The sequence below is a fragment of the Burkholderia sp. PU8-34 genome (assembly GCF_053427725.1).
The window spans coordinates 33,905-55,496 of record NZ_JBSAXC010000026.1 but is presented as its reverse complement, the minus strand read 5'-3'; the positions used below and the strand labels follow the sequence as shown (position 1 = coordinate 55,496).

General features: G+C 66.9%; 19 protein-coding genes and 1 pseudogene. 17 read left to right on the top strand and 3 right to left on the bottom strand.

The genetic code is table 11. The annotated features are described in order from the left end of the window. Positions 1–206 precede the first annotated feature (206 nt). Both ACV22Z_RS33775 and ACV22Z_RS33770 read left to right on the top strand, forming a co-directional pair. Complete coding sequence (locus ACV22Z_RS33775; protein WP_448080593.1) at positions 207–410, top strand: DUF3562 domain-containing protein; 204 nt, start codon at positions 207–209, stop codon at positions 408–410. Position 411: 1 nt separating this feature from the next. Beyond that, complete coding sequence (locus tag ACV22Z_RS33770) at positions 412–1,401, top strand: zinc-dependent alcohol dehydrogenase family protein (RefSeq protein ID WP_448080592.1); 990 nt, start codon at positions 412–414, stop codon at positions 1,399–1,401. A gap of 25 nt (positions 1,402–1,426) precedes the next feature. Here the strand turns inward: ACV22Z_RS33770 and ACV22Z_RS33765 are convergent. Beyond that, positions 1,427–1,525: pseudogene (locus tag ACV22Z_RS33765) on the bottom strand (Crp/Fnr family transcriptional regulator); the annotation flags it as partial. 105 nt (positions 1,526–1,630) lie between these two features. On the opposite strand from ACV22Z_RS33765, the gene ACV22Z_RS33760 reads away from it, so the two are divergent. From ACV22Z_RS33760 to ACV22Z_RS33730, 7 genes are all read left to right on the top strand, one after another. Further along, positions 1,631–1,960, top strand: coding sequence for a hypothetical protein (locus ACV22Z_RS33760; protein WP_448080591.1), 330 nt, complete (start codon positions 1,631–1,633; stop codon positions 1,958–1,960). Next, positions 1,950–2,696 (top strand): beta-ketoacyl-ACP reductase, encoded by a 747-nt coding sequence (locus ACV22Z_RS33755; RefSeq protein WP_448080590.1) that lies wholly within the window; start codon positions 1,950–1,952, stop codon positions 2,694–2,696. The genes ACV22Z_RS33760 and ACV22Z_RS33755 overlap by 11 nt, the downstream gene beginning before the upstream one ends. 11 nt (positions 2,697–2,707) lie before the next feature. Then, positions 2,708–4,522, top strand: a complete 1,815-nt coding sequence (locus ACV22Z_RS33750) for a PHA/PHB synthase family protein (protein ID WP_448080589.1) — start codon at positions 2,708–2,710, stop codon at positions 4,520–4,522. Positions 4,523–4,850: 328 nt separating this feature from the next. Then, positions 4,851–5,504 (top strand): dienelactone hydrolase family protein, encoded by a 654-nt coding sequence (locus tag ACV22Z_RS33745; RefSeq protein WP_448080588.1) that lies wholly within the window; start codon positions 4,851–4,853, stop codon positions 5,502–5,504. 303 nt (positions 5,505–5,807) lie between these two features. Beyond that, the gene (locus ACV22Z_RS33740) at positions 5,808–6,596 is read left to right on the top strand and encodes a polysaccharide deacetylase family protein (RefSeq protein WP_448080587.1); all 789 of its coding nucleotides are present in this window, start codon (positions 5,808–5,810) and stop codon (positions 6,594–6,596) included. Further along, positions 6,589–7,845 (top strand): putative glycoside hydrolase, encoded by a 1,257-nt coding sequence (locus ACV22Z_RS33735; RefSeq protein WP_448080586.1) that lies wholly within the window; start codon positions 6,589–6,591, stop codon positions 7,843–7,845. The genes ACV22Z_RS33740 and ACV22Z_RS33735 overlap by 8 nt, the downstream gene beginning before the upstream one ends. Before the next feature lie 5 nt (positions 7,846–7,850). Beyond that, the gene (locus tag ACV22Z_RS33730) at positions 7,851–10,184 is read left to right on the top strand and encodes an exo-beta-N-acetylmuramidase NamZ domain-containing protein (protein ID WP_448080585.1); all 2,334 of its coding nucleotides are present in this window, start codon (positions 7,851–7,853) and stop codon (positions 10,182–10,184) included. A gap of 21 nt (positions 10,185–10,205) precedes the next feature. Here the strand turns inward: ACV22Z_RS33730 and ACV22Z_RS33725 are convergent, their stop codons facing one another. Next, positions 10,206–10,577 carry a DUF3564 family protein gene (locus tag ACV22Z_RS33725; protein ID WP_448080584.1) on the bottom strand — a complete coding sequence of 124 codons (372 nt, stop codon included), beginning with the start codon at positions 10,575–10,577 and terminating at the stop codon, positions 10,206–10,208. 642 nt (positions 10,578–11,219) lie between these two features. On the opposite strand from ACV22Z_RS33725, the gene ACV22Z_RS33720 reads away from it, so the two are divergent. Further along, positions 11,220–12,296, top strand: a complete 1,077-nt coding sequence (locus ACV22Z_RS33720) for an MBL fold metallo-hydrolase (protein WP_448080583.1) — start codon at positions 11,220–11,222, stop codon at positions 12,294–12,296. A 69-nt stretch (positions 12,297–12,365) separates the two neighbouring features. Here ACV22Z_RS33720 and ACV22Z_RS33715 read toward each other — a convergent pair whose 3' ends face one another. Continuing rightward, on the bottom strand, positions 12,366–12,980 hold the full coding sequence (locus tag ACV22Z_RS33715; RefSeq protein ID WP_448080582.1) for a c-type cytochrome: 615 nt from the start codon (positions 12,978–12,980) through the stop codon (positions 12,366–12,368). Positions 12,981–13,890: 910 nt separating this feature from the next. On the opposite strand from ACV22Z_RS33715, the gene ACV22Z_RS33710 reads away from it, so the two are divergent. From ACV22Z_RS33710 to ACV22Z_RS33680, 7 genes are all read left to right on the top strand, one after another. Beyond that, the gene (locus ACV22Z_RS33710; protein WP_448080581.1) at positions 13,891–14,913 is read left to right on the top strand and encodes a DNA-binding protein; all 1,023 of its coding nucleotides are present in this window, start codon (positions 13,891–13,893) and stop codon (positions 14,911–14,913) included. A 254-nt stretch (positions 14,914–15,167) separates the two neighbouring features. Continuing rightward, a complete protein-coding gene (locus ACV22Z_RS33705; protein ID WP_448080580.1) occupies positions 15,168–15,788 on the top strand; it encodes a TetR/AcrR family transcriptional regulator in 621 nt (206 codons plus the stop codon). 91 nt (positions 15,789–15,879) lie between these two features. Further along, positions 15,880–16,923: an NADP-dependent oxidoreductase gene (locus tag ACV22Z_RS33700; RefSeq protein ID WP_448080579.1), complete on the top strand. Its 1,044-nt coding sequence runs from the start codon at positions 15,880–15,882 to the stop codon at positions 16,921–16,923. A 90-nt stretch (positions 16,924–17,013) separates the two neighbouring features. Continuing rightward, positions 17,014–17,316 (top strand): putative quinol monooxygenase, encoded by a 303-nt coding sequence (locus tag ACV22Z_RS33695; protein ID WP_448080578.1) that lies wholly within the window; start codon positions 17,014–17,016, stop codon positions 17,314–17,316. Positions 17,317–17,390: 74 nt separating this feature from the next. Next, on the top strand, positions 17,391–17,846 hold the full coding sequence (locus ACV22Z_RS33690; protein ID WP_448080577.1) for a (2Fe-2S)-binding protein: 456 nt from the start codon (positions 17,391–17,393) through the stop codon (positions 17,844–17,846). Between the two features lie 156 nt (positions 17,847–18,002). Next, positions 18,003–20,225 carry a molybdopterin cofactor-binding domain-containing protein gene (locus ACV22Z_RS33685; protein ID WP_448080576.1) on the top strand — a complete coding sequence of 741 codons (2,223 nt, stop codon included), beginning with the start codon at positions 18,003–18,005 and terminating at the stop codon, positions 20,223–20,225. A 14-nt stretch (positions 20,226–20,239) separates the two neighbouring features. Next, the gene (locus tag ACV22Z_RS33680) at positions 20,240–21,547 is read left to right on the top strand and encodes a c-type cytochrome (RefSeq protein ID WP_448080575.1); all 1,308 of its coding nucleotides are present in this window, start codon (positions 20,240–20,242) and stop codon (positions 21,545–21,547) included. Positions 21,548–21,592: the final 45 nt, after the last annotated feature.

Genomic DNA, 21,592 nt, shown 5'->3' with positions numbered 1-21,592 from the left:
CGAGGCGGGCGCCAGCGGCAAGTGAAGTAAGGGGGCTCATCAGACGATCTCCGGATAGCCGGCAAGCGGCGGAACGCAATTTCATCGTGTCAGCAACCGCCGGGGGCCCGTTGACACAGGTCAAGCGCCGGTTGCCGAGGCGTGCGGAGACCCCGCCGGGCGACTAGTCTTGAAGCAGTTGAGGCGCGCGCGATGAAGGGGGCGCGATGCAGGACGAACGGTGGCTCGAGCCGCTGCGGGATGCGGCGCGGGAATTGGCAATAGCGGAGGATGTACTGCAACGCTGGCTCGACGAGGAAATCGAGAGCCTCGGGGAAGGTGCGCGGGTACGTGACTATCTGATGGTGTTCGCAATCCGGCGCGTGCGCAGTCGACTGGCGGCTGTCCGCTCGGCCAGGCGGAGAAACTAGCATGCTTGCGATGGTATTCGATGGCGAAACGCCGCACTTGCGCGAGGCGCGCATGCCGGATCCGTTGCCCGCAGCCGGGCAACTGCTGATCGACGTGCGCACATGCGGCGTCTGCCGCACCGATCTCCACGTCATCGACGGTGATCTGCCGCATCCCAAGCTGCCTCTGGTTCCCGGACACGAAATCGTCGGGACGGTTGCGGCGCTGGGTGACGGCGTGACGGGTTTCTCCGTCGGCGACCGGGTCGGCGTGCCATGGCTCGGACATACGTGCGGCCACTGCGCGTACTGTTCTGCCGGACGGGAGAATCTGTGCGACACGCCGGGCTTTACCGGCTACACGATCGACGGCGGATATGCCGAGCGCACCGTCGCCGATTTCCGCTATTGCGTGCATCTGCCTGCGCGCTATTCCGACCTTCAGGCGGCTCCGCTCCTTTGCGCCGGCCTGATCGGCCATCGTACGCTGCGCATGGCAGGCGATGCGCAGAGAATCGGGATTTACGGATTCGGTGCGGCCGCGCATCTCGTTGCACAGGTCGCGCACCTGGAGGGACGCAAGGTCTTTGCCTTCACGAAATCCGGGGACACGGTTGCCCAGCAGCTCGCGCGCCGGCTGGGTGCGACATGGGCGGGCGGCAGCGACGAGCCGCCGCCGGAGACGCTCGACGCCGCGCTGATCTTCGCGCCCGTCGGCGCGCTCGTGCCTGTGGCGCTTCGCGCGGTCGACAAAGGGGGCATCGTCGTGTGCGGCGGCATTCACATGAGCGACATTCCGGCGTTTCCGTATGCCGCGTTGTGGGGGGAGCGCCGTATCGCGTCAGTGGCTAATCTGACGCGTGCGGATGCCGATGCATTCATGCGGCTTGCCGATGCGATGCCGTTGCAGATCGAGGCAGCCGGTTATCCGTTGGCCGACGCGAATCGCGCGCTCGACGACTTGCGCATGGGACGTGTGTCAGGCGCCGCTGTGCTGAACGTGCGCGGCTGATCGATGGCGCGTCTGATATGCGATTTCAGATGCGAGCGAGTCCTTCCGGGCCCACGATGCAAATCTGTTTGCCATGCGCTGCGGCCATCCCTTTGCGCTGGAATTTCGAGAGCATGCGGCTGTCGCTGACTTCGCTCAAGCCCGTCGGAGCAATCCCCCGCAGCGAAGATGCCATAGCGGCGCACGCCTTTGTCGAACTACACGTGCGGCAGCGGCAGAAATTGCACGCTTGACTCAGATCAACGGCGGCTGCGCGCGGCGCCCCATCAGCCCGTGCCATTCATGCCGCCAGTCGTGCGCCTGTGCGAGCATGCGCAACGCGTGGCGCACCTGGCTGCGGGAATACCAGACGGGATGGGTGCCCCGGTTCCAGTCGGACTGGTTTCCTGACCTCAGCCGGCTGGGCGTAGTCAACGAGGCCAGCATGCCGTGGCGAGACTGGATGGAGGCACTCGAGCGCGGGATGACGGAGATCTCCGGGAAGGATGGCGGTACGCTGATCGCCGAGGGGCGCCGGGACGGTGCGAATGTGACGAAGGAGGGTGCTCATGCGCGCTGACCGGGTCGCCTTCGTCACCGGCGGAATGGGCGGTCTCGGCGCCGCCATCAGCCGCCGCCTGCACGCTGCCGGCATGACGGTCGCGGTATCGCATTCGGAACGTAACGACCATGTCGCAACCTGGCTCGCGCGAGAACGCGATGCGGGGCGTACCTTTCAGGCATTCGAGGTCGACGTCGCCGATTTCGATTCATGCCAGGAATGCGGCAGACGCGTGCTCGATAAGCTGGGGCGTGTCGACGTGCTCATCAACAATGCGGGCATCACGCACGACGCCACGTTCGTGAAAATGACCAAGGGCATGTGGGATGCGGTGCTGCGGACCGATCTCGACGGCCTGTTCAACATGACGAAGCCGTTCGTCGCCGGCATGATCGAGCGCGGTTTCGGTCGCATCGTCAACGTCGGTTCAGTGAATGGCGAGCGGGGGGCCTTCGGACAGACCAACTATGCGGCCGCCAAGGCCGGCGTGCATGGCTTCACAAAGGCGCTGGCACTCGAGCTCGCACGGCACGGCGTGACCGTCAACACGGTGTCGCCGGGCTATCTCGCGACGCAGATGGTCGAGTCGGTGCCGAAGGAAGTGCTCGAAACGAAAATCCTGCCGCAGATTCCGTTAGGGCGCCTCGGGCAGCCTGACGAGATCGCGGCGCTCGTCGCGTTTCTGTGCTCGGATGAGGGCGCATTTGCAACGGGCGCCGATTTTTCCGTCAACGGTGGCATGCACATGCGATGAACGAGGTCGTCATGTCAGGTTCCGCCGTTCGAAATCCGGCACTTCGCGACATGGGGTCCTCTCCGGACACCAGTCGTCAACTGCTTGCCGATGAGTGCAAGCGCCCTGATGCAACGCCAGCCGAACAGTGGAATCGTGCAGCACACGCAGGTCTGGCCGCAATGACGTTCGGCCTGTCGCCGGTGTCGCTTGCCATGGCCATGTTCGACTGGGCCGCGCATCTCGCCGTGTCGCCGGGCAAGTGTTTTGAACTGGCGACGCACGCGTGGCTAGCGGCCGGCACGTTTCAGGCGGCGGCGCCGGCCGCCGGCGACGAAACGGACGAGAGCGATCTCGCGGTGCACGCGGGGGACGCCGATCCCCGTTTCGCGGCAGCGTCGTGGTCGAACTGGCCATTCAGCGCGTACCGCGACGGCTTTCTCGCGATCCAGCGCTGGTGGCGCGATGCGACGCGCGGCGTGCGGGGCGTCGAGCGGCACCACGAAGCGCTGGCCGGCTTCGCGGCGCGCCAGTGGCTCGATGCTTGCTCGCCCGGCAATTTCATCCTGACCAATCCGGTCGTGCTCGAAGCAACGATTCGAAGCGGTGGAGCGAACCTCGCGGCAGGCGCGCGGCATTGGCTCGACGACGCGAATGCGATGGCCGACCGCGTGTGCGGTGCGCACGCGCGCGATGCGCGGACGTATCTGCCGGGACGCGACGTCGCCATTACGCCGGGCCGCGTCGTATGGCGCAATGCGCTGTGCGAGCTGCTGCAATACGACCCCACGACGCCGGACGTCGCGCGCGAGCCGATCCTGATCGTGCCGTCGTGGATCATGAAGTACTACATCCTCGATCTGCAACCGCGCGACTCGATGATCCGCTTCCTCGTCGAATCCGGCTACACCGTGTTCGCGATATCGTGGCGCAACCCGGGCGCGGAGGCGCGCGATCTCGGACTCGACGACTACGTGCGAGACGGATTTTTTGCGGCACTCGACGCGGTTCGCGCAAGCTGCGGCGAAGCGGTTCATGCCGTCGGATATTGCCTCGGGGGCACGCTCCTCGCGATCGGCGCCGCAGCACTTGCGCGCGACGGCAGGCAGCACGACATGCTGAGGTCCGTGACACTGCTGGCCGCGCTGACGGACTTCAGCGAGCCCGGCGAACTCGGCCTGTTCATCGACGCAAGCGAACTGGCGGCGCTCGACGCGCTGATGTGGCGGCAAGGCTATCTGGACGGCTCGCAGATGTCCGCTGCGTTCCAGTTGCTGAACGCGCGCGACCTCATTTGGTCGCGCATGATGAGCGAGTACCTGCTCGGCCGGCGCACGAAGCCGAACGACCTGATGTCGTGGAACGACGACTCCACGCGCATGCCGTACCGCATGCACACCGAATACCTGACGCATCTCTTTCTCGACAACGATCTCGCGGCCGGCCGCTACTGCGTCGGCGGCCAGCCGGTCGCGCTGTCGGATATCGACGTGCCGATGTTCGTCGTCGGCACCGAGCGGGATCACGTGTCGCCGTGGCGCTCGGTCTACAAGCTGCACCTGCTCACGCACAACGCGCTGACCTTCGTGCTGACGGCAGGCGGCCATAACGCGGGGATCGTATCCGAGCCCGGTCATCGGGGCCGCCACTATCGCTGCGCGACGCGCGACCCGGATGCGCCTTACCGGAGCCGGCACGACTTCGTGAACGACACGCCGGTGGTCGAAGGGTCGTGGTGGACGTGCTGGTGCGACTGGCTGCGCGCCCGCTCGACGGGCGATACGCCCGCGCGCACGCCTGACGCGGGCCTCGGGCCGGCACCCGGCACCTATGTGCTCGAGACTTGAACAGCGGTAGCCATGTCGACATGGGCGACGACGAGTGACTGCCGGGACCGATTCCGCCGGCAGACGGCGCACTCCCGCCGCTGATGATACGTGCGCGCGCCGGACCGCCGCTTTCGGTCGCTGTCGTGCATCCGTGCGATCCGGCAAGCATCGCCGCGCTCGCCGGGATTTTCGATTAACGCACCGGTGCCCGAGCGAGCGACGGGGATGCTGGCCGCCCGCTGATCTGTATCAATCGCACCCTGCGTCGCGTGACCTACCGTGGTCGTAAGACGCTCGACTAGCCGGCTCGAACGGCCGGCCAGGTACGGCGCGAGCGAGGTATCGCATGACAATGCGCGACATCGTGATGGAAATCGACGGAACGCGGCTCGATGGCGTGCTGACGACGCCGTATGGCGCGCGCGGCCTCGTCGTGTTCGCGCACGGCAGCGGCAGCAGTCGCCTGAGTCCGCGCAATCGCGCGGTTGCGGCGACACTCGTGAAGGCGGGATTCGCGACACTCCTTTTCGATCTGCTCGAACGCGACGAGGAATACGTCGACAATCGTACAGGTCTCTATCGCTTCGACATCCGGCTGCTCGCGAATCGTCTGTCGGCCGCGATCTCATGGGCGCGGGCGCAGCCAGATACCGGGTCGCTGCCGGTCGGCCTGTTCGGTGCCAGCACAGGCGCGGCGGCCGCCCTTGTCGCGGCCGCGCACGATCCGGGCGTCGGCGCCGTCGTGTCGCGCGGCGGCCGTCCGGACCTGGCCGGCGACGCGCTCGAGCACGTGAGCGCGCCGACGCTGCTGATCGTCGGCGCGTGTGACGAGCAGGTGCTGCAACTCAACCGGCTGGCCGCTGCGCGCCTGACTTGCGAAACCGCGATCGAAATCGTGCCGGGCGCGACTCATTTGTTCGAGGAGCCGGGCGCGCTCGACACTGTCGCGCGGCTCGCCGCCGCATGGTTCAATCGCTGGCTTTCTGCCGGCCTCCGATAGAGGGTTCGTTCGTGGCCGATTCGCCTGACCAAAGCGATGTTCTGGATGGGCTCGTCGAGAAACCGGACCGGGTCACGTGCCGGGCGGGGCGTACCCCGGGAGGAGGACAGCTGCTCGTTCCGGTGGGCGACGGAACGCGGGCGACCGCCTGCGCGAGACCGAACGCATGGCGCTACGGAGCCGATATTCGCGGTTCGCACATATCTCGAGGCATCGCACGTGCGTCTCTGCCGATTGATCTGACTCAACGCGCGGCAGGCACACTCGGCAAGAATGACGGACGCGTATTGAACGAGGTGCATCGTGACCGTCCGGTTGATCGTCTGCCTGTTCCTGCTGTCGTGCGTGCCGTCAGCCGTGCTCGGCGACGACGTCACGCCGTTGCCGCCGCGCGTGCTGATCCTCGTCTATCACCGGTTCGCGAGCGAGCGGCTGGATTCGATGACGGTGCGTACGAACACGTTCCACGACCAACTGCAAGCAATCGATGCGGCCGGCTACCGGATCGTGCCGCTCGCCGATGTCGTGCGCTGGCATGCCGGCGACGCCGTCGCAATTCCGCCGCGCGCCGTCGCGATTACGGTCGACGACGGCCATCGCTCCGTCTATGACGTGCTGCGCCCGATCCTCGCGCAACATCCGGTGCCGGTCACGCTCTTCATCTACCCGTCGGCGATTTCCAACGCCAGCTACGCGATGACGTGGGATCAACTGCGCACGCTCGGTGCATCGGGCGAATTCGACATCGAATCCCATACCTACTGGCATCCGAATTTCGCGACCGAGCGGACGCGACGGTCACCGGACGACTTCCGGCGCTTCGTGTCCTGGCAATTGAGCCGCTCCCGCGACCGGCTCGAAACCGAAACCGGCAAGCCGGTCCGCCTGCTGGCCTGGCCGTTCGGCGTCCACGACGCGGACACGGAGCAGCTCGCCGCTCGCGAAGGCTACGTCGCCGCGTTCACGATCGACGCGCGGCCCGTGCGGCGCGCCGACCCTGCGATGGCGCTGCCGCGCTACCTGATGACCGATGCATGCGACACGCGCTGCATGAACGGCCTGCTTCGCGCCGCCGGAGGCAACCGTGGCTAGCCGCGCGATCGTCTGGGTCATGCTGTTCTTCGCCGGGCTCGCAGCGCATGCGGCGACGGTGACGGTCACGGTCGTCGATGCCGCGAGCGGACGCCAGCTGCCCGGTGCGATCGGCTACGCGGCGGGTGAGAGCCGCATCGCCGATGCCGCCGGCAAGTTTGCCGTCCCGGCGGACGGCAGCGGAACGAACGTGAGCGTGCGGATGCCGGGCTACACGCGCGCGGAGATCACGCTGGTCGGACATGACGCCACGCGCACGATCCGCATGACGGCACTGCGCCCGAAGGCCGTCTATCTGTCGGCTTACGGCGTCAACGACCGGACGCTGCGCGATGCGGTGCTGGCGCTGCAGGGCAAGACGGCCATCAACGCGCTCGTGATCGACGTGAAGGGCGACAGCGGGATGACGCCTTATCGCAGCCTCGCGCGCGAAATCGCCGGCGCGGCGGACCCGATCCCCGGCCGCGAGGGCCGCGCGACGGATCTGCCGGCGCTGCTCAGGACCTTTCATGCGCGCGGCCTCTACCTGATCGCACGCATCGTCGTGTTCAAGGACGATGCGCTGGCCCGAGCGCATCCCGATTGGGCCGCACGCGATGCCGCCGGCGAAATCTGGCGCGACCGCGAACAGCAACGCTGGATCGATCCGACCGTTCGCGCCGCGCGGGAACACATTTATGACGTCGCGGAAGAGGCCGCCCGAATGGGTTTCGACGAGATCCAGTTCGACTATCTGCGGTTTCCCGACGCCAACGCCCTGCGGTTCAGCGTGGCGAACACCGAGGCGAACCGCGTGGCAGCAATCACGGGTTTCCTGGCGGGTGCGCGCGAGCGCCTGCGGCCATACAACCTCTACGTGTCGGCGGACATCTTCGGCTACGTCTGCTGGAATTTCGACGACACGTCGATCGGGCAGCGGCTCGAGACGTTCGGGCGAGTCGTCGACTACATTTCACCGATGCTGTATCCGTCCGGGTTCACGTGGGGATTGCCGGGCTGCCGGAAGCCCACCGACAAACCCGGAGAGATCGTTTCCCGGTCGCTGGAGGAGGCGAAGCGTCGCACTGGCCTCGATGGCGTACGTTTCCGGCCATGGCTGCAGGCGTTTCGTGACTATGCGTTCGATCATCGTGTGTTCGATGCCGATGAGATCCGTGCACAAGCGGATGCGGCCGACGCTGCAGGCACAGACGGGTGGATGCTATGGAATCCGCGCAATCGCTACGAGCCAGAAGCGCTGCCGCGCTGATCGGAATGCTGGTACTGGCGCTGCCGGGCAGCGTCGCAGGTGCGGCCGGCGACGCGGCGGCACTTCGCGACGCGGACCGGCAGGCGGCCGCCACGGTTGCCGCCGCGATTGCGTCCGAGATCGCGGATCGCCATGTTGCCGGCGCGGTCGTCCTCGTCGGCGATGCCGAAGGCGTCCGCTATCGGGTCGCGAGCGGCATGCGCACGACAGCGCCGGTGCCGGATGCGATGACGGCCGATACGATCTTCGATCTCGCCTCGCTGACGAAGGCCGTCGCCACCGCGACGGCGATCCTGCAGCTCGCAGAGCGTGGCAAGCTGGCGCTAGACGCACCGGCCGCCCGCTACTGGCCGGCTTTCGCCGCGCACGGCAAGGACAGCATCACGGTCCGGCAGCTGCTCGCGCATACGTCGGGCCTGCCGGCCGGCGTGTCGTCGGCGCGGGCGCTGCACTCCCGCGCGGCGGTCCTCGCCGATGTGGCGGCGATGCCGCCGGTCGCGTCGCCGGGCGCGCACGTCGTCTATAGCGACATCAATTACGTGGCGCTCGGCGAAATCGTCGAGCGCGTAAGCGGCGAACCGCTCGACGCATGGTGCGCGACCCACGTCTTCGCGCCGCTCGGGATGCACGATACGCGCTTCCGGCCCGGTACCCGCATGCTTGCGCGCGTCGCGCCAACGCGTGCAGCGCAGAGTCGTGCGACGACCGGCGCGCGCGTGAACGACCCGATTGCGGCGGCAATGGGCGGCGTCTCGGGCAACGCGGGGCTGTTCTCCACCGCTGACGATCTCGCGCGCTTCGCGCGCATGGTGCTGCATGACGGCGTGCTCGGCGGCCGGCGCATCCTGCAGCGCGACAGCGTCGCCGTGCTGGAAACGCCGGCGACGCTCGACGCCGAAGGCGATGCACGCACCGCGGGTTGGGCGCTGCAGCCGCCGCTCGTTGCGAACCGCTACCGGTTGCCGGCGGCGGGCGCGATCGCCCATCTGGGCTATACGGGCACCGGTCTGTGGATCGACTTCGTCACCCGACGCTTCGTCGTCGTGCTGACGAGCCGCCTGTATCCGGACGCGACGGGCGACGCGCAGCCGTTGCGCGCCCAGGTGCTGGGCATCGTGTCGAGCCGCGCGCCGCCGGTATCGGGCGCGCAGATCGCCGTGCGCGTGCCCGCGATGGCGGCGGCCGTTGCGCAGGCGGCGCGCCTGCCGGCGTCGACGGGAACGGTGCTGACCGGCATCGACGTGCTCGCGGCGACTGGATTCGCGGCCGTCGCCGGCAAGCGCATCGGCGTCGTCACGAACCGCAGCGGCTTCGATCGCGAGGGCAGGCGCACGATCGACCTGCTTGCGCAGGCGCCGGGGGCCCGGCTCACGGCGATCTTCGCGCCGGAGCACGGCCTCGATACCGATGTCGACACGACGTTCGGCGATACGGTTGACGTGCGCACGAACGTGGCGGTCCATAGTCTGTACGGCGACCGTCGGAGGATTCCGCCAGCGGCGTTGTCGGACGTGGACGTGCTCGTCTTCGACCTCCAGGATGCCGGCGTGCGTTTCTTCACGTATATCGCGACACTCGGCTACGCGCTCGAAGCTGCCGCGGCCGCGCACATCCCGATCGTGGTGCTCGACCGGCCGGATCCGCTCGGCGCGGACCTTGCCGGCGGACCGGTGTCGGATCCCGATGCCGGATCCTTCACGAATTATTACCCGCTGCCGCTGATGCATGGGATGACAGTCGGTGAACTGGCCCAACTGTTCAACGATCGGCTCGGGATCGGTGCGCAACTCTCCGTCGTGCCGATGCAGAACTACCGGCGTGCGATGCGCTTCGACGACACCGGGCTCGGCTGGGTGCCGCCTTCGCCGAACCTGCGCGATCCTGTCGCGCTGTCGCTGTATCCGGACGTTGGCCTCGTCGAAGGCGCAGACGTCAGCGTCGGGCGCGGCACCGCGACCCCGTTCGGCGTGGTCGGTGCGCCGTGGATCGACGGCCGTGCACTCGCGGACGATCTCCGCGCGATGCACTTGAACGCGACGTTCGCGCCGACCCGGTTCGTACCGGTGGAGGGCACCCACCGCGGCGCGCTGTGCGAGGGCGTGCGGATTGCACGAACGCCGGGGCCGTTGCGGCCAGGGGCGCTCGGACTCGCGCTGGCGCTCGCGCTGCACCGACGCTATCCAGGCCGCTTCCGGATTGACGCGATCCGCGCGTCGGTCGGTTCGAAGGTCATTGCCGACATGCTGAACGACGGGCATCCGCTCGACGAGATCGAGAGGGGCGCCGATGCGCAGAACGCCGTGTTCGAGCGCGAGCGTGCAACGTATCTGCTGTATTGACGCTCGCGGATACCACCATCGTCAGCTTGCGTCATCGGCAAACAGCCGGTGCTCGGGTTCGGCCTGCTCGGTATCGACGCACTGCACATGCCAGCGGCCGGCATCCGGCGCATGATGTGCGTGCCGGTACCAGCGTGCCATGCCGGATGCGCCGACACACGGCGCTTTGGCATTGCCGGACGCGAAGTCGTCGAGGACGACGAGCGGGTGGTCGGAATCGGGCGCGGCAAGCCGGATGCCGTCGCCAGCTCGTGCAAGCGTCCCCCATGACGGTATTGCCATTGCGTCGTGCCCCTCGCACGACCACTTGTGCTCGTCGAAATCAAGCCAGACGATCGCATAGGCCGATGAGCCGGCTTGCGCGAATGTGTCGAGATGAACCGTGATGCGCACGGCAGACTCCTGTAATGAATGGCTGCAACAATTGGGTGGATCAGCGACGCACATGCGGCGCGCCGCGCCGACGCCTTGTACGAGGCGCCGGCCGGGCATCGTTGATCGAACGCAAGCCTGGTGGTTTCGGGCCCCGGTTGAGCGGCGTCGACGACGCGCGCAAGTCCGAGCCGGTATGTTTGCTCGACGGCGGGCCGGATCTTCACGGCGACAGCGCTGAATCGAACGCATCGCGCTTCGTTCGAGGCCTTCAACCACGTTGATTCACATCAATATCCGGTCGCCAGAAAGGTCGATGTTGAAAACAAGATGCTTTGATCCACTGCGTTGCCTTACTCGTGTGACAAGGGAAACGTCCCGGAAGGATTCATGTCGGCGTGGGTAAGCAGGCATCCTGACCTCGAGCACCGTCTTCCTAACGTCATACTGGGAATCGTGTCTTCTGCAGCGATTCTCGCCTTCGACTATGCGCTGCAAGTATTCGTATGATGATGACCTCAGTCCTGCAGTCGGCGCGTGCGGCTCGGGTCCTTTTGCGACGCAGGCATTGCTCTCCGTGCCGGCTGCGGCGCGGCAACATGCCGGTACGGCGGAACGGGCTGCATGTGCGACCCGAGTGCATCGACCATCGGTGATACTGAAATGAGCGACGACACGCTCGTTACGCCCGCTGACACCAAGCCCGTTCTGAATTACCCGTGCGGCAAGGCAGCGGTGCCAGGGGCGGCGCACGAGGTTGCGCCAGGGGTGCTGTGGATGCGTATGCCAATGCCGCTCAGCCTGATGAGTCACGTCAATCTGTGGGCGGTGCGGGACGGAAACGGGTGGGCGGCCTTCGACACCGGGCTGCAGACCGGCGACACCGCAGATGCATGGCGCAGGCTCTTCGCAGGGGGCGGCGCACTGGCACCGGGTGGACTGACACGGCTCTTCGTCACACACTCGCATCCGGATCATAGTGGCTTGGCAGGGTGGCTGACGCGCAAGTTCGGCTGCCGCCTCTGGATGACACGGACGGAATACCTGATGTGCCGCGTCATGACGGCGGAGGTCGGTCGCGATGCGCCCGACGATGTCGTGCGCTTCTATCGAAGCGCAGGCTGGGACGACGATGCGATCGACGTCCACCGAACTTGCTTCGGCGGTTTCGGCAAGTATGTGTACGCACCACCGGACAGTTATCAGCGCGTGCGCGACGGCGAGGAACTGCGCATTGGCGACCACATATGGCGCGTCGTCGTTGGCACCGGACACGCGTCGGAGCATGCGTGCTTCCATTGTCCTGAGCTGAAGCTGCTGATTTCGGGCGACCAGGTTCTGGCGCGGGTCTCGCCCAACGTTTCGGTCATCCCCACCGAACCCGATGCCAATCCGACCGGCGACTGGCTGGATTCACTGGGCAAGCTGCGGCTCGAAATACCCGATGATGTCCTGGTGTTGCCGGGTCACGATGAGCCGTTCCGCGGACTTCACCTTCGGCTCGACTATCTGAAGCGCAGCCAGCACCTTGCATTGGATCGTGTGCGGGAGGCGTTGCGCGAACCCAGGCGAGCAGTTGACGTATTTCCGCAGTTGTTCTCGCGTCCCATAGGATCCGATCCCGATCTACTGGACGTGGCCACCGGCGAGAGCATTGCGCATCTGAATTATTTGCTGCATCGGCGCGAAGCCGAGGTGAAACTCGATAGCGACGGCGTCGCCTGGTATCGCATCAAATGACGCAGCGTGGAATTTTTCAACTGGCTCGCATCACGGTGACCATGAACCTGATCGGGATCGTCGCCGACACTACTGCGATTCGAGCCATGTGGCGACCGCTTTGGCGTCGTCGGAATCCAGCGTATGAGCGACGGCCGTCATGACGGGGGCATTGGCGCGCGTCCCGTTCTTGAAGACTTCGATCTGCCGAAGCAGGTATTCCCGGTGTTGCCCCGCAAGCCGCGGAAACGCGCCGGCACCCTGGCCCTGCGGGCCATGGCACGAAGCGCATGCCGGGGTCCCCCGGTCCGGTACGCCATGCTCGAAAATATCCTTCCCTCTCGCCATCAGCGCTGCGTTGCCTGTGTAGCCATGTACCGGTTCCTGATGCGAGTAATAGTCTGCAAGCGATGCGATCGTCACATCGTCGAGCCGCGACGCGATACCCCACATATACTCGCGCGCATGCGTTTCGCCCCGCGTGTGCTCGCGGAAACCCTTGAGCTGCACAGTGAGATATTCCGGTGTCTGAGCGCTCAAGCGCGGGAACATGGGTGATTCGCTGTGCCCACGAGCACCGTGGCAAGTGGCACAGAGCTGCCGGGCAAGAAGTTCCCCGTCCTCAGCGCGCGCAAGCGACGGCAAGCTGCCGATCGCAATGACGATCGATAGCAGCGACATCGGCAAAAGAAGCAGTTTGTTCATCGACGCTCCACTGTAGAGGCCGGCATCCGCGCCGCCTGCGTCGCAACGACAAATCCAGTGTGAGAGCGCCCAAGGAGAGGGGCTTTGATTGAAGTCAAATACAAGGATTTCTCAGGGTACGCGTTGTAAGCGGGCGCGGCCCGTCGAGATGAACGCCTCACGCGCCACGGCGCCAATTCCGCACCGATTCGCACGTTGACCTTTAGCAACGAGGGGCTTCCGCGTCGGCAGACAACGAATCCGCCATGATTCGCATTCCATAACGGCTGACCGCGATGCTCCGGGATTCCGCCGATTACCCATCGTCAATGCGCAGCTTCCGACCGCTGGTGCTGCGCGCCGCCAAGCGTTCAGCGCGGCAACTCGGAGGCTGACGGTGCGCGCAGAGAACGCAGCACGCCATTCATGCACAACCGAGCGGGCAACGAGCATGGTGAGGCTTGCCATGATGTGCGAAGGGATGCGCGTGCATGCTTCGACCTGCTCGCTTCTTGCTTGAGCAAACAGGAACCGAGAGCCAAGTGTTCGCAATTGTTGATCAGCAGCCGGCAGTCGCGTTCGCCAAGGCGAGACATTGCACGTTGCATGACTGCCAGGGCGATGAATCTCGCGATGGAAAACTGATCGCTGTTCAGGTCGCAATCTCAAAAATGCGTGAATTCTGTGTCCACGTATAAACGCAGGGGTATCACGCAGTCTCCGCAGGTGGAGCCGGTACGCAGGCATCGACTTATGGTGTACGGAAATGCCGCCCCTAAATTGCTGTAATCACCGGGCGGCGCAGTTGCCACATGTAGCTGGGGCGATAATTTCAACATTATAGAAATAATGTCAAAAGTGTCGGGCTGGATGATTGGATATTTAACGGTTTACGTTGTATTATTCACAAAAAATTCAGCCACCTCTGACCATGTCCGACATCGCCGCCGATGAATCCCGCCTCGCCGCCGAAATCGAGCGCCTGAAGGCCGATTTCCCGAAAACCCGCGAGCTGTACCGCGAAGCCTGCGCGCTGCTGTTTTTCCGGTTCGGCATCACGCCGACTGCGAACCGCCTCTACCAGCTCGTCCGCAAAGGCAGCATGAGCACGCCCACGGCAGTGCTCGGCGAGTTCTGGGCCGAACTCCGGGAAAAGAGCCGGGTGCGGATCGCGCATCCGGATTTGCCGTCCGATCTGCAGGCGGCTGCGGGCGAACTGGTCGCGACGCTATGGCAGCGCTCGACGGCCGCTGCGGAAACGGCCCTCGACGCATTGCGCGCGGACGTGGAGTCGGAAAGGGTGGCTGCGCGCGCGGAGGTCGCTGCACTGCAGGCCGAACTGGCGCGTACCGAGACGGCACTGGAACAACGCACGACTGCTCTGCTGGCCGCGCAGGTGCGGATTCAGGAACTCGAGCAGGCGCGGGCAGCCGACGGGGCGTCGCAGCGCGCGCTGGCCGCGGAGGTCGAGCGCCTGCAGGCCGACAACGCGGAAGGGGACCGCGCGCTGGCGCAGGCGCGTGAGGATTTCACCGCTCAACTCGATCGGCTGCGCGACGATGCGAGTCGCGCCGAGGACCGGCTGCGCGCATCGGAAAAGCGCGCGCTTCAGGAGATAGATCGCGAGCGGACGGCCGCCGTGCGGCTGCAGAAGGAGATCGATGCGATGGCCGCGCGCGCCGAGCAGCGCCAATTGCAAAGCGACGTGCAGCATCGCAGCGATGTCGCCGCGCTGCAGGCGCAACTCGGCGACGCGCTGCACCGGTGCGGGGTGCTCCAGGGACAGCTCGACGGCGCACAGGCGGCAAACGCGGCGTATGTCGTCGAACTCGAAGCGTTGCGCAACGCGCGCGCGATACGGTTGCCCGCACGCCGCACGCCGGCGCGGGCCGCAAGCGGCGGCGGTCATGCGGCGAAGCCGGGCGTCAAGCGGCGTTCGTCGAAGGGTGTCTGATGCTGCATGCAGCCGCAGCCGCAGCCGCAGCCGCAGCCGTAGCGGCAGCCGTAGCCGCCCAAGCCGCAGCTACTGCCACAGTCACAGCCGAAGCCACATGCGCACGACGCCGGATTCCATTCACGATGGCAGTCCGCCGGCGTCGCACCTCGCACCTCGCGCTTCGCACGAAGCCATTGGGGTAAAGTGCGGCTCAAAATGCGGTCCGTCCGTTACTAGACGACCGGTCTAATCGTTTGCTACCATACGCCACCATGAATGCATCTTCAGGCGCGGAAGTCCGCCAGCACATCCTGAATATCGCGAAGCCGATCATGCTCCACAAGGGGTTTTCGGCGGTCGGTCTGAACGAGATTCTCGCCGCGGCGGGCATCCCGAAGGGCTCGTTCTATCACTATTTCGGCTCGAAGGAGGCGTTCGGGGAAGCGCTGCTCGAAGCGTATTTCGACGGCTATCTCGAGCATCTCGACAACCTGCTGCTCCGGCAGCCGGGCTCGGCCGCCGCGCGCCTGATGAGCTACTGGGGCAACTGGCTGCACACGCAGTGTGCGGACGATCCGGAAGGCAAGTGCCTCGCGGTGAAGCTCGGCGCCGAGGTGTCCGATCTGTCCGAGTCGATGCGCGCGGTCCTGCGGCGCGGCACCGGCCAGATCATCGACCGGCTCGCGGCCAGCATCGAAGCGGGGCTCGCGGATGGTTCGCTGCACGGGATCGCCGATCCGCTGCACACGGCGTCGACGCTGTATGAGCTGTGGCTCGGCGCGACGCTGCTGGAGAAGATGCACCGCAACCGCAAGCCGCTCGAAACGGCCATGGCCGCGACGCTGCGGATGCTGAATCTGCCGCAGCCGGACATGCCCGGCGAGCGGTCGTAACCAAGGCGCGCATTGGCGCGCCTTATTTTGTGCCAGTGTCTAGACGACTGGTCTACTAACCAGGCACGTATCCACGTTGACGGAGGTTCACATGCCGCAAAGCAAGACCGCAAACCGCAGGATCGTCCTGACTTCGCGCCCGGCGGGCGCGCCCACGCCGGACAACTTCCGCATCGAAACCGGCGCGGTGCCGGCGCTCGCGCCGGGGCAGGTGCTGCTGCGCACGGTCTGGTTGTCGCTCGACCCGTACATGCGCGGCCGGATGAGCGACGCGCCATCCTATGCGCCGCCGGTCGAACTCGGCGACGTGATGGTCGGCGGGACGGTCAGCGAGGTCGTGTCGTCGAACCTGCCCGCCTACCGGACAGGCGATCTGGTGGTCGCGAGCGGCGGCTGGCAGGACTACGCGGTCTCGGACGGCTCGGGCCTGATTCCGCTCGGCCGCGGCTTCGCGCATCCGTCGCATGCGCTCGGCGTGCTCGGCATGCCGGGCTTCACCGCGTACGTCGGGCTGCTGAAGATCGGCGAGCCGAAGGCCGGCGAGACTGTGGTCGTCGCGGCGGCGAGCGGCGCGGTCGGCGCAGTCGTCGGCCAGATTGCGAAGCTGAAGGGCTGCCGTGTGGTCGGCATTGCCGGCGGCGCGGACAAGTGCGAGTACGTGACCGGTACGCTCGGCTTCGACGCGTGCATCGACCATCGCGATCCGGCATTTGCGGGCAAGCTGGCCGACGCGTGCCCGAACGGCATCGACGTCTATTTCGAAAACGTCGGCGGCGCGGTGTTCGACGCGGTGCTGCCGCTGCTGAATGTTCACGCGCGCGTGCCGGTTTGCGGTCTGATCGCGCATTACAACGACAGCGCGCTGCCGGCCGGCCCGAACCGCATGCCGCTGTTGATGGCCGCGGTGCTGCGCAAGCGCATCCGGATGCAGGGCTTCATCATCTTCGATCACTACGCGGACAGCCATGCCGCGTTCCAGAAGGACATGAGTGAATGGGTCGCGCAAGGCAAGGTGAAGGCGCGCGAGGACGTCGTCGCGGATCTGGCCGACGCGCCTGCCGCGCTGATCGGGCTGCTCGCCGGCAAGAACTTCGGCAAGGTCGTCGTGCGGGTCGGCCCGGACGAACTGGCCTGACCGACCTGACGCAGTGAAGCCGCGTTGCACGCTGGCGTCGCATGACGCCGGCTTGTGGCATTCTCGATCCCGCCTCGAAGGAGTAACGACATGCCTGTCTATGTGATTGCCTCGCTGATTCCGAAGCCCGAATACGCAGAGCGCGTCGAAGCGGAACTGCGCGGCATGGTCGCCGCGTCGCGCACCGAACCGGGCAACCGGCGCTACGACCTGTTCCGTCACGCAGACGGCGCGCCGGGCTTTCACCTGTTCGAGATCTACGACGACGCACAGGCGCTCGAAGCACATCGCTCGAGCGCGCATTACGTCGCGTATCGCGCGAAGGCCGGCGAATGGCTCGCGGAACCGCCGGTCGTCAAGGTTCTGACGGCCATCGACGCCGTGCAGCCGTAACCGGTCCGCAGCCCGTCTACCTGGCGAGCGCATCCCGCGCGCCGTCCCCACACCACATCGGCCCCGGAGGCTGAATGATCACCCTGAACATCAACGGCGCGACCCATGCAGTCGACGCACCCGATGACATGCCGCTACTGTGGGTGTTGCGCGACGTCGTCGGCCTGACCGGCACCAAGTTCGGCTGCGGCATCGCGCAGTGCGGCGCGTGCACGGTGCACCTCGACGGCGTCGCGGCGCGTTCGTGCGTGCTGCCGGTCGCGGCGGTCGGCAACCGGAAGATCACGACGATCGAAGCGGTGGGCGCGACACCCGCCGGACGCAAGGTGCAGCAGGCCTGGCGCGAACTCGACGTCGTCCAGTGCGGCTACTGCCAGTCGGGCCAGGTGATGACGGCGAGCGCGCTGATCGCGTCGAACCCGCACCCGAGCGACGCCGACATCGACGCCGCGATGGCCGGCAACATCTGCCGCTGCGGCACCTACAACCGCGTGCGCGCGGCGATCAAGCAAGCCGCGAAGGAGGCCTGAGATGCAACGACCCTCACACTCGCATTGCTCGTTGCCCCTGGAGGAGGCGGTCAGCCGCCCACGGCCGTTATTGCAACGCCGGCCGGCTTCGCAGGCGCAGAGCGGTACGCTGCGAATTCCCTGCTACGCCCTTGGGGCGGCCCTGCGGAGGCTGACATGTCACGCGGACTGATCGAAGCGGGCCGGGCCCGCGCGGCGGTGTCGCGCCGCACGTTCCTGAAGTTCGGGATGTCGCTCGGCGCGGCGGCGGGCGGCGGGCTGCTGCTCGGCTTCAGCGTGCCGGCGATGGGCGGCGATGCGCGGCGCTCGGTGATCGGCGGCGATGCGGACGAAGCGCAGCGCCCCGGCGTGTTCGCGCCGAATGCGTTCGTGCAGATCGACCGCAACGGGCAGGTCACGCTCGTGATGCCGAAGGTCGAGATGGGGCAGGGCGTGTACACGTCGATCCCGATGCTGATCGCCGAGGAGCTCGAAGTGCCGCTGTCGAGCGTGACGCTCGACCACGCGCCACCCAACGAAAAGCTGTTCCTCGACCCGCTGCTCGGCGGCCAGCTGACCGGCGGCTCGACGTCGATCCGCTACGCATGGGAGCCGCTGCGCCGTGCGGGCGCGACCGCGCGCACGCTGCTGGTCGCGGCGGCCGCGAAACAGTGGCACGTCGATCCGGCAACCTGCCGCGCAGAAAACGGCGAGGTGCAGCATCCGCCGAGCGGGCGCCGCGCGTCGTACGGCCAGCTCGCGGCTGCCGCTGCGAAGCTGCCGGTGCCGAACGACGTCGCGCTGAAAAAGCCCGACGAATTCAAGCTGATCGGCAAGCCGGTCAAGCGTCTCGATTCGCCGGAGAAGGTCGACGGCACCGCGCAGTTCGGCCTCGACGTGCGGCTGCCGGGCATGCTGTACGCGGTGATCGTCAACAGCCCCGTGTTCGGCGGCACGGTCGCGAACGTGGACGACACGGCCGCGAAGCAGATTCGCGGTGTGCGGCAGATCGTGCGCGCCGACAACGCGGTCGCGGTGGTCGGCGATCACACGTGGGCGGCCAAGCGCGGCGCGTCGGCACTCGTCGTGAAGTGGAACGAAGGCGCGGGTGCGAAGGTGTCGACGAAGGACATCGCCGCGGATCACGCGCGGGCCGCGGACAGCGGCAAGGGCGCGGTCGCGCGCAAGGACGGCAACGTAGATCGCGCGTTTGCCGGCGCGAAGACGCGCGTCGACGCCGTCTACGAGCAGCCGTTGCTCGCGCACGCGACGATGGAGCCCGTCAACTGCACGGTGCACGTGCGGGCGGACGGCTGCGAGATCTGGGTCGGCACGCAGGTGCCGGCGCGCGTGGTCGATACCGCGCAGCGCATCACGGGCTTTCCGGCCGAGAAGATCGTCGTCCACAACCATCTGCTCGGCGGCGGCTTCGGCCGGCGTCTCGAGACCGACATGGTCGCGCAGGCGCTCAAGGTCGGCCGGCAGGTGAATGCGCCGGTGAAGGTCGTGTGGACGCGCGAAGAGGACATCCAGCACGACATGTACCGGCCGTACTACTACGACCGGATTTCCGCGGGCCTCGACGCGAACGGCAAGCCGGTCGCGTGGCGGCACCGGATCGTCGGCTCGTCGATCCTCGCGCGTTTCGCGCCGCCGGCCGTCAAGGACGGCGTCGATCCGGACGCGGTCGAGGTCGCGGCCGAGCTGCCGTACGACCTGCCGAACCAGCTCGTCGACTACGTGCGGCAGGAGCCGCGCCACGTGCCGACTGCGTTCTGGCGCGGCGTCGGGCCGACGCGCAGCACGTTCGTCGTCGAGAGCTTCATCGACGAACTCGCCGCGCAGACGAAAACCGATCCCGTGCAATACCGCCGCGCGCTGCTCGGCAAGACGCCGCGCGCGCGGAACGTGCTCGACGTCGCCACGCAGGCGGCGGGCTGGGGCGGCGCGCCGCTGCCGAAGGGGCAGGGCCGCGGCGTGTCGGTGATGCACGCGTTCGGCAGCTTCTTCTCGATCGTCGTCGACGTCGCGGTCGACGATGGCGACGTGCAGGTCACGCGCGTCGTGTGCGCGGTCGACTGCGGGATGGTCGTGAATCCGAGCACGATCGAGGCGCAGGTGCAGGGCGGCATCATCTTCGGGATCACGGGCGCGCTATACGGCGAGATCACGATCGAGGACGGCCGCGTGATGCAGAGCAACTTCACCGACTACCGGATGCTGCGGATCAACGAGACACCGCCGATCGACGTGCACCTCGTGAAAAGCGGCGAAGCGCCAGGCGGGATCGGCGAGCCGGGCACGGCCGCGACGGCGGCGGCGCTGTCGAACGCGATCTTCGCGGCGACCGGCAAGCGCCTGCGGAAGCTGCCGGTCGGCAACCAGCTGAAAACCGCCTGACATCGAGGAACCGGATGAGTCGAATCACAACCCTGGCACGCGCCGTAAACCTGATCGGCGCGGCTGTCGTCGCGCTGATGGTCGGCACGGCCGCGCAGGCTGCCACCCAGACCGCCGCGCCCGACGACGCGCTGATCGCACGCGGCGCGTATCTCGCGAGCGCGGGCGATTGCGTCGCGTGCCACACCGCGCCGCGCGGCACGCCGTTCGCGGGCGGTCTGAAGATGGAGACGCCGCTCGGCGCGATCTACGCGACCAACATCACGCCGGACCCGGACACGGGCATCGGCCGCTACACCGAGGCGGACTTCGCGCGCGCACTGCGCGCGGGCGTCGCGAAGGACGGCCACAACCTGTATCCGGCGATGCCGTATCCGTCGTACGCGAAGCTCCGTGACGACGACGTGAAGGCGCTCTATGCGTACTTCATGAACGGCGTCGAACCCGTGAAGCAGGCGAACCGCGCGTCCGACATCCCGTGGCCGCTCAACCTGCGCTGGCCGCTGAAGCTGTGGAACGCGGTGTTCCTCGACACGGCGGCCTACACGGACAAGGCCGGCCGGGATCCGATGTGGAATCGCGGCGCGTATCTCGTGCAGGGTCTCGGGCACTGCGGGTCGTGCCACACGCCGCGCGGCGTCGGTTTCCAGGAGAAGGCGCTCGACGAAAGCGGCGCAGCATTCCTGTCCGGCGCGCCGATCGACAACTGGTTCGCGTCGAACCTGACGGGCGAGCACAACACGGGGCTCGGCCGCTGGAACGACGCGGACGTGGCGCAGTTCCTGAAGACCGGTGCGAACCGGCACGCAACGGCGTTCGGCTCGATGGTGAGCGTGATCAACCACAGCACGCAGGCGCTTACCGACGACGACCTGGCGGCGATCGCCCGTTACCTGAAGTCGCTGCCGGCGGCCGGCGGCACGGGCGCGCCGCCTTACCGGTACGACCCGCAGGCGACGCAGGCGTCGCTCGGCCGGCCGGCGAACGATCCGGGCGCGAAGGTGTATAACGCTTACTGCCTGCATTGCCACGGCGTGGACGGGCGCGGCTACGCGCCGCTGCTCGCGCCGCTCGCGGGCAATCCGAACCTGCTGGAGCAGGACGCGGCGTCACTGATCAACGTGACGCTGAACGGCAGCGACACGCTGGTGATCGACGGCGTGCCGTCCGCGTATCCGATGCCGGCGTTCTCGAACGTGCTGACCGACCGGCAGATCGCCGACGTGCTGACGTTCATGCGCGCCGGCTGGAACAACGGCGCGCCCGCCGTGCAGGCGTCGGACGTCGGGAAGCTTCGCAAGGCGACCCAGGCGGCGCGTTGAGCGCGCCTGGTGCCATACGAGGAAGGCGAAACGCGGGTATGCTGC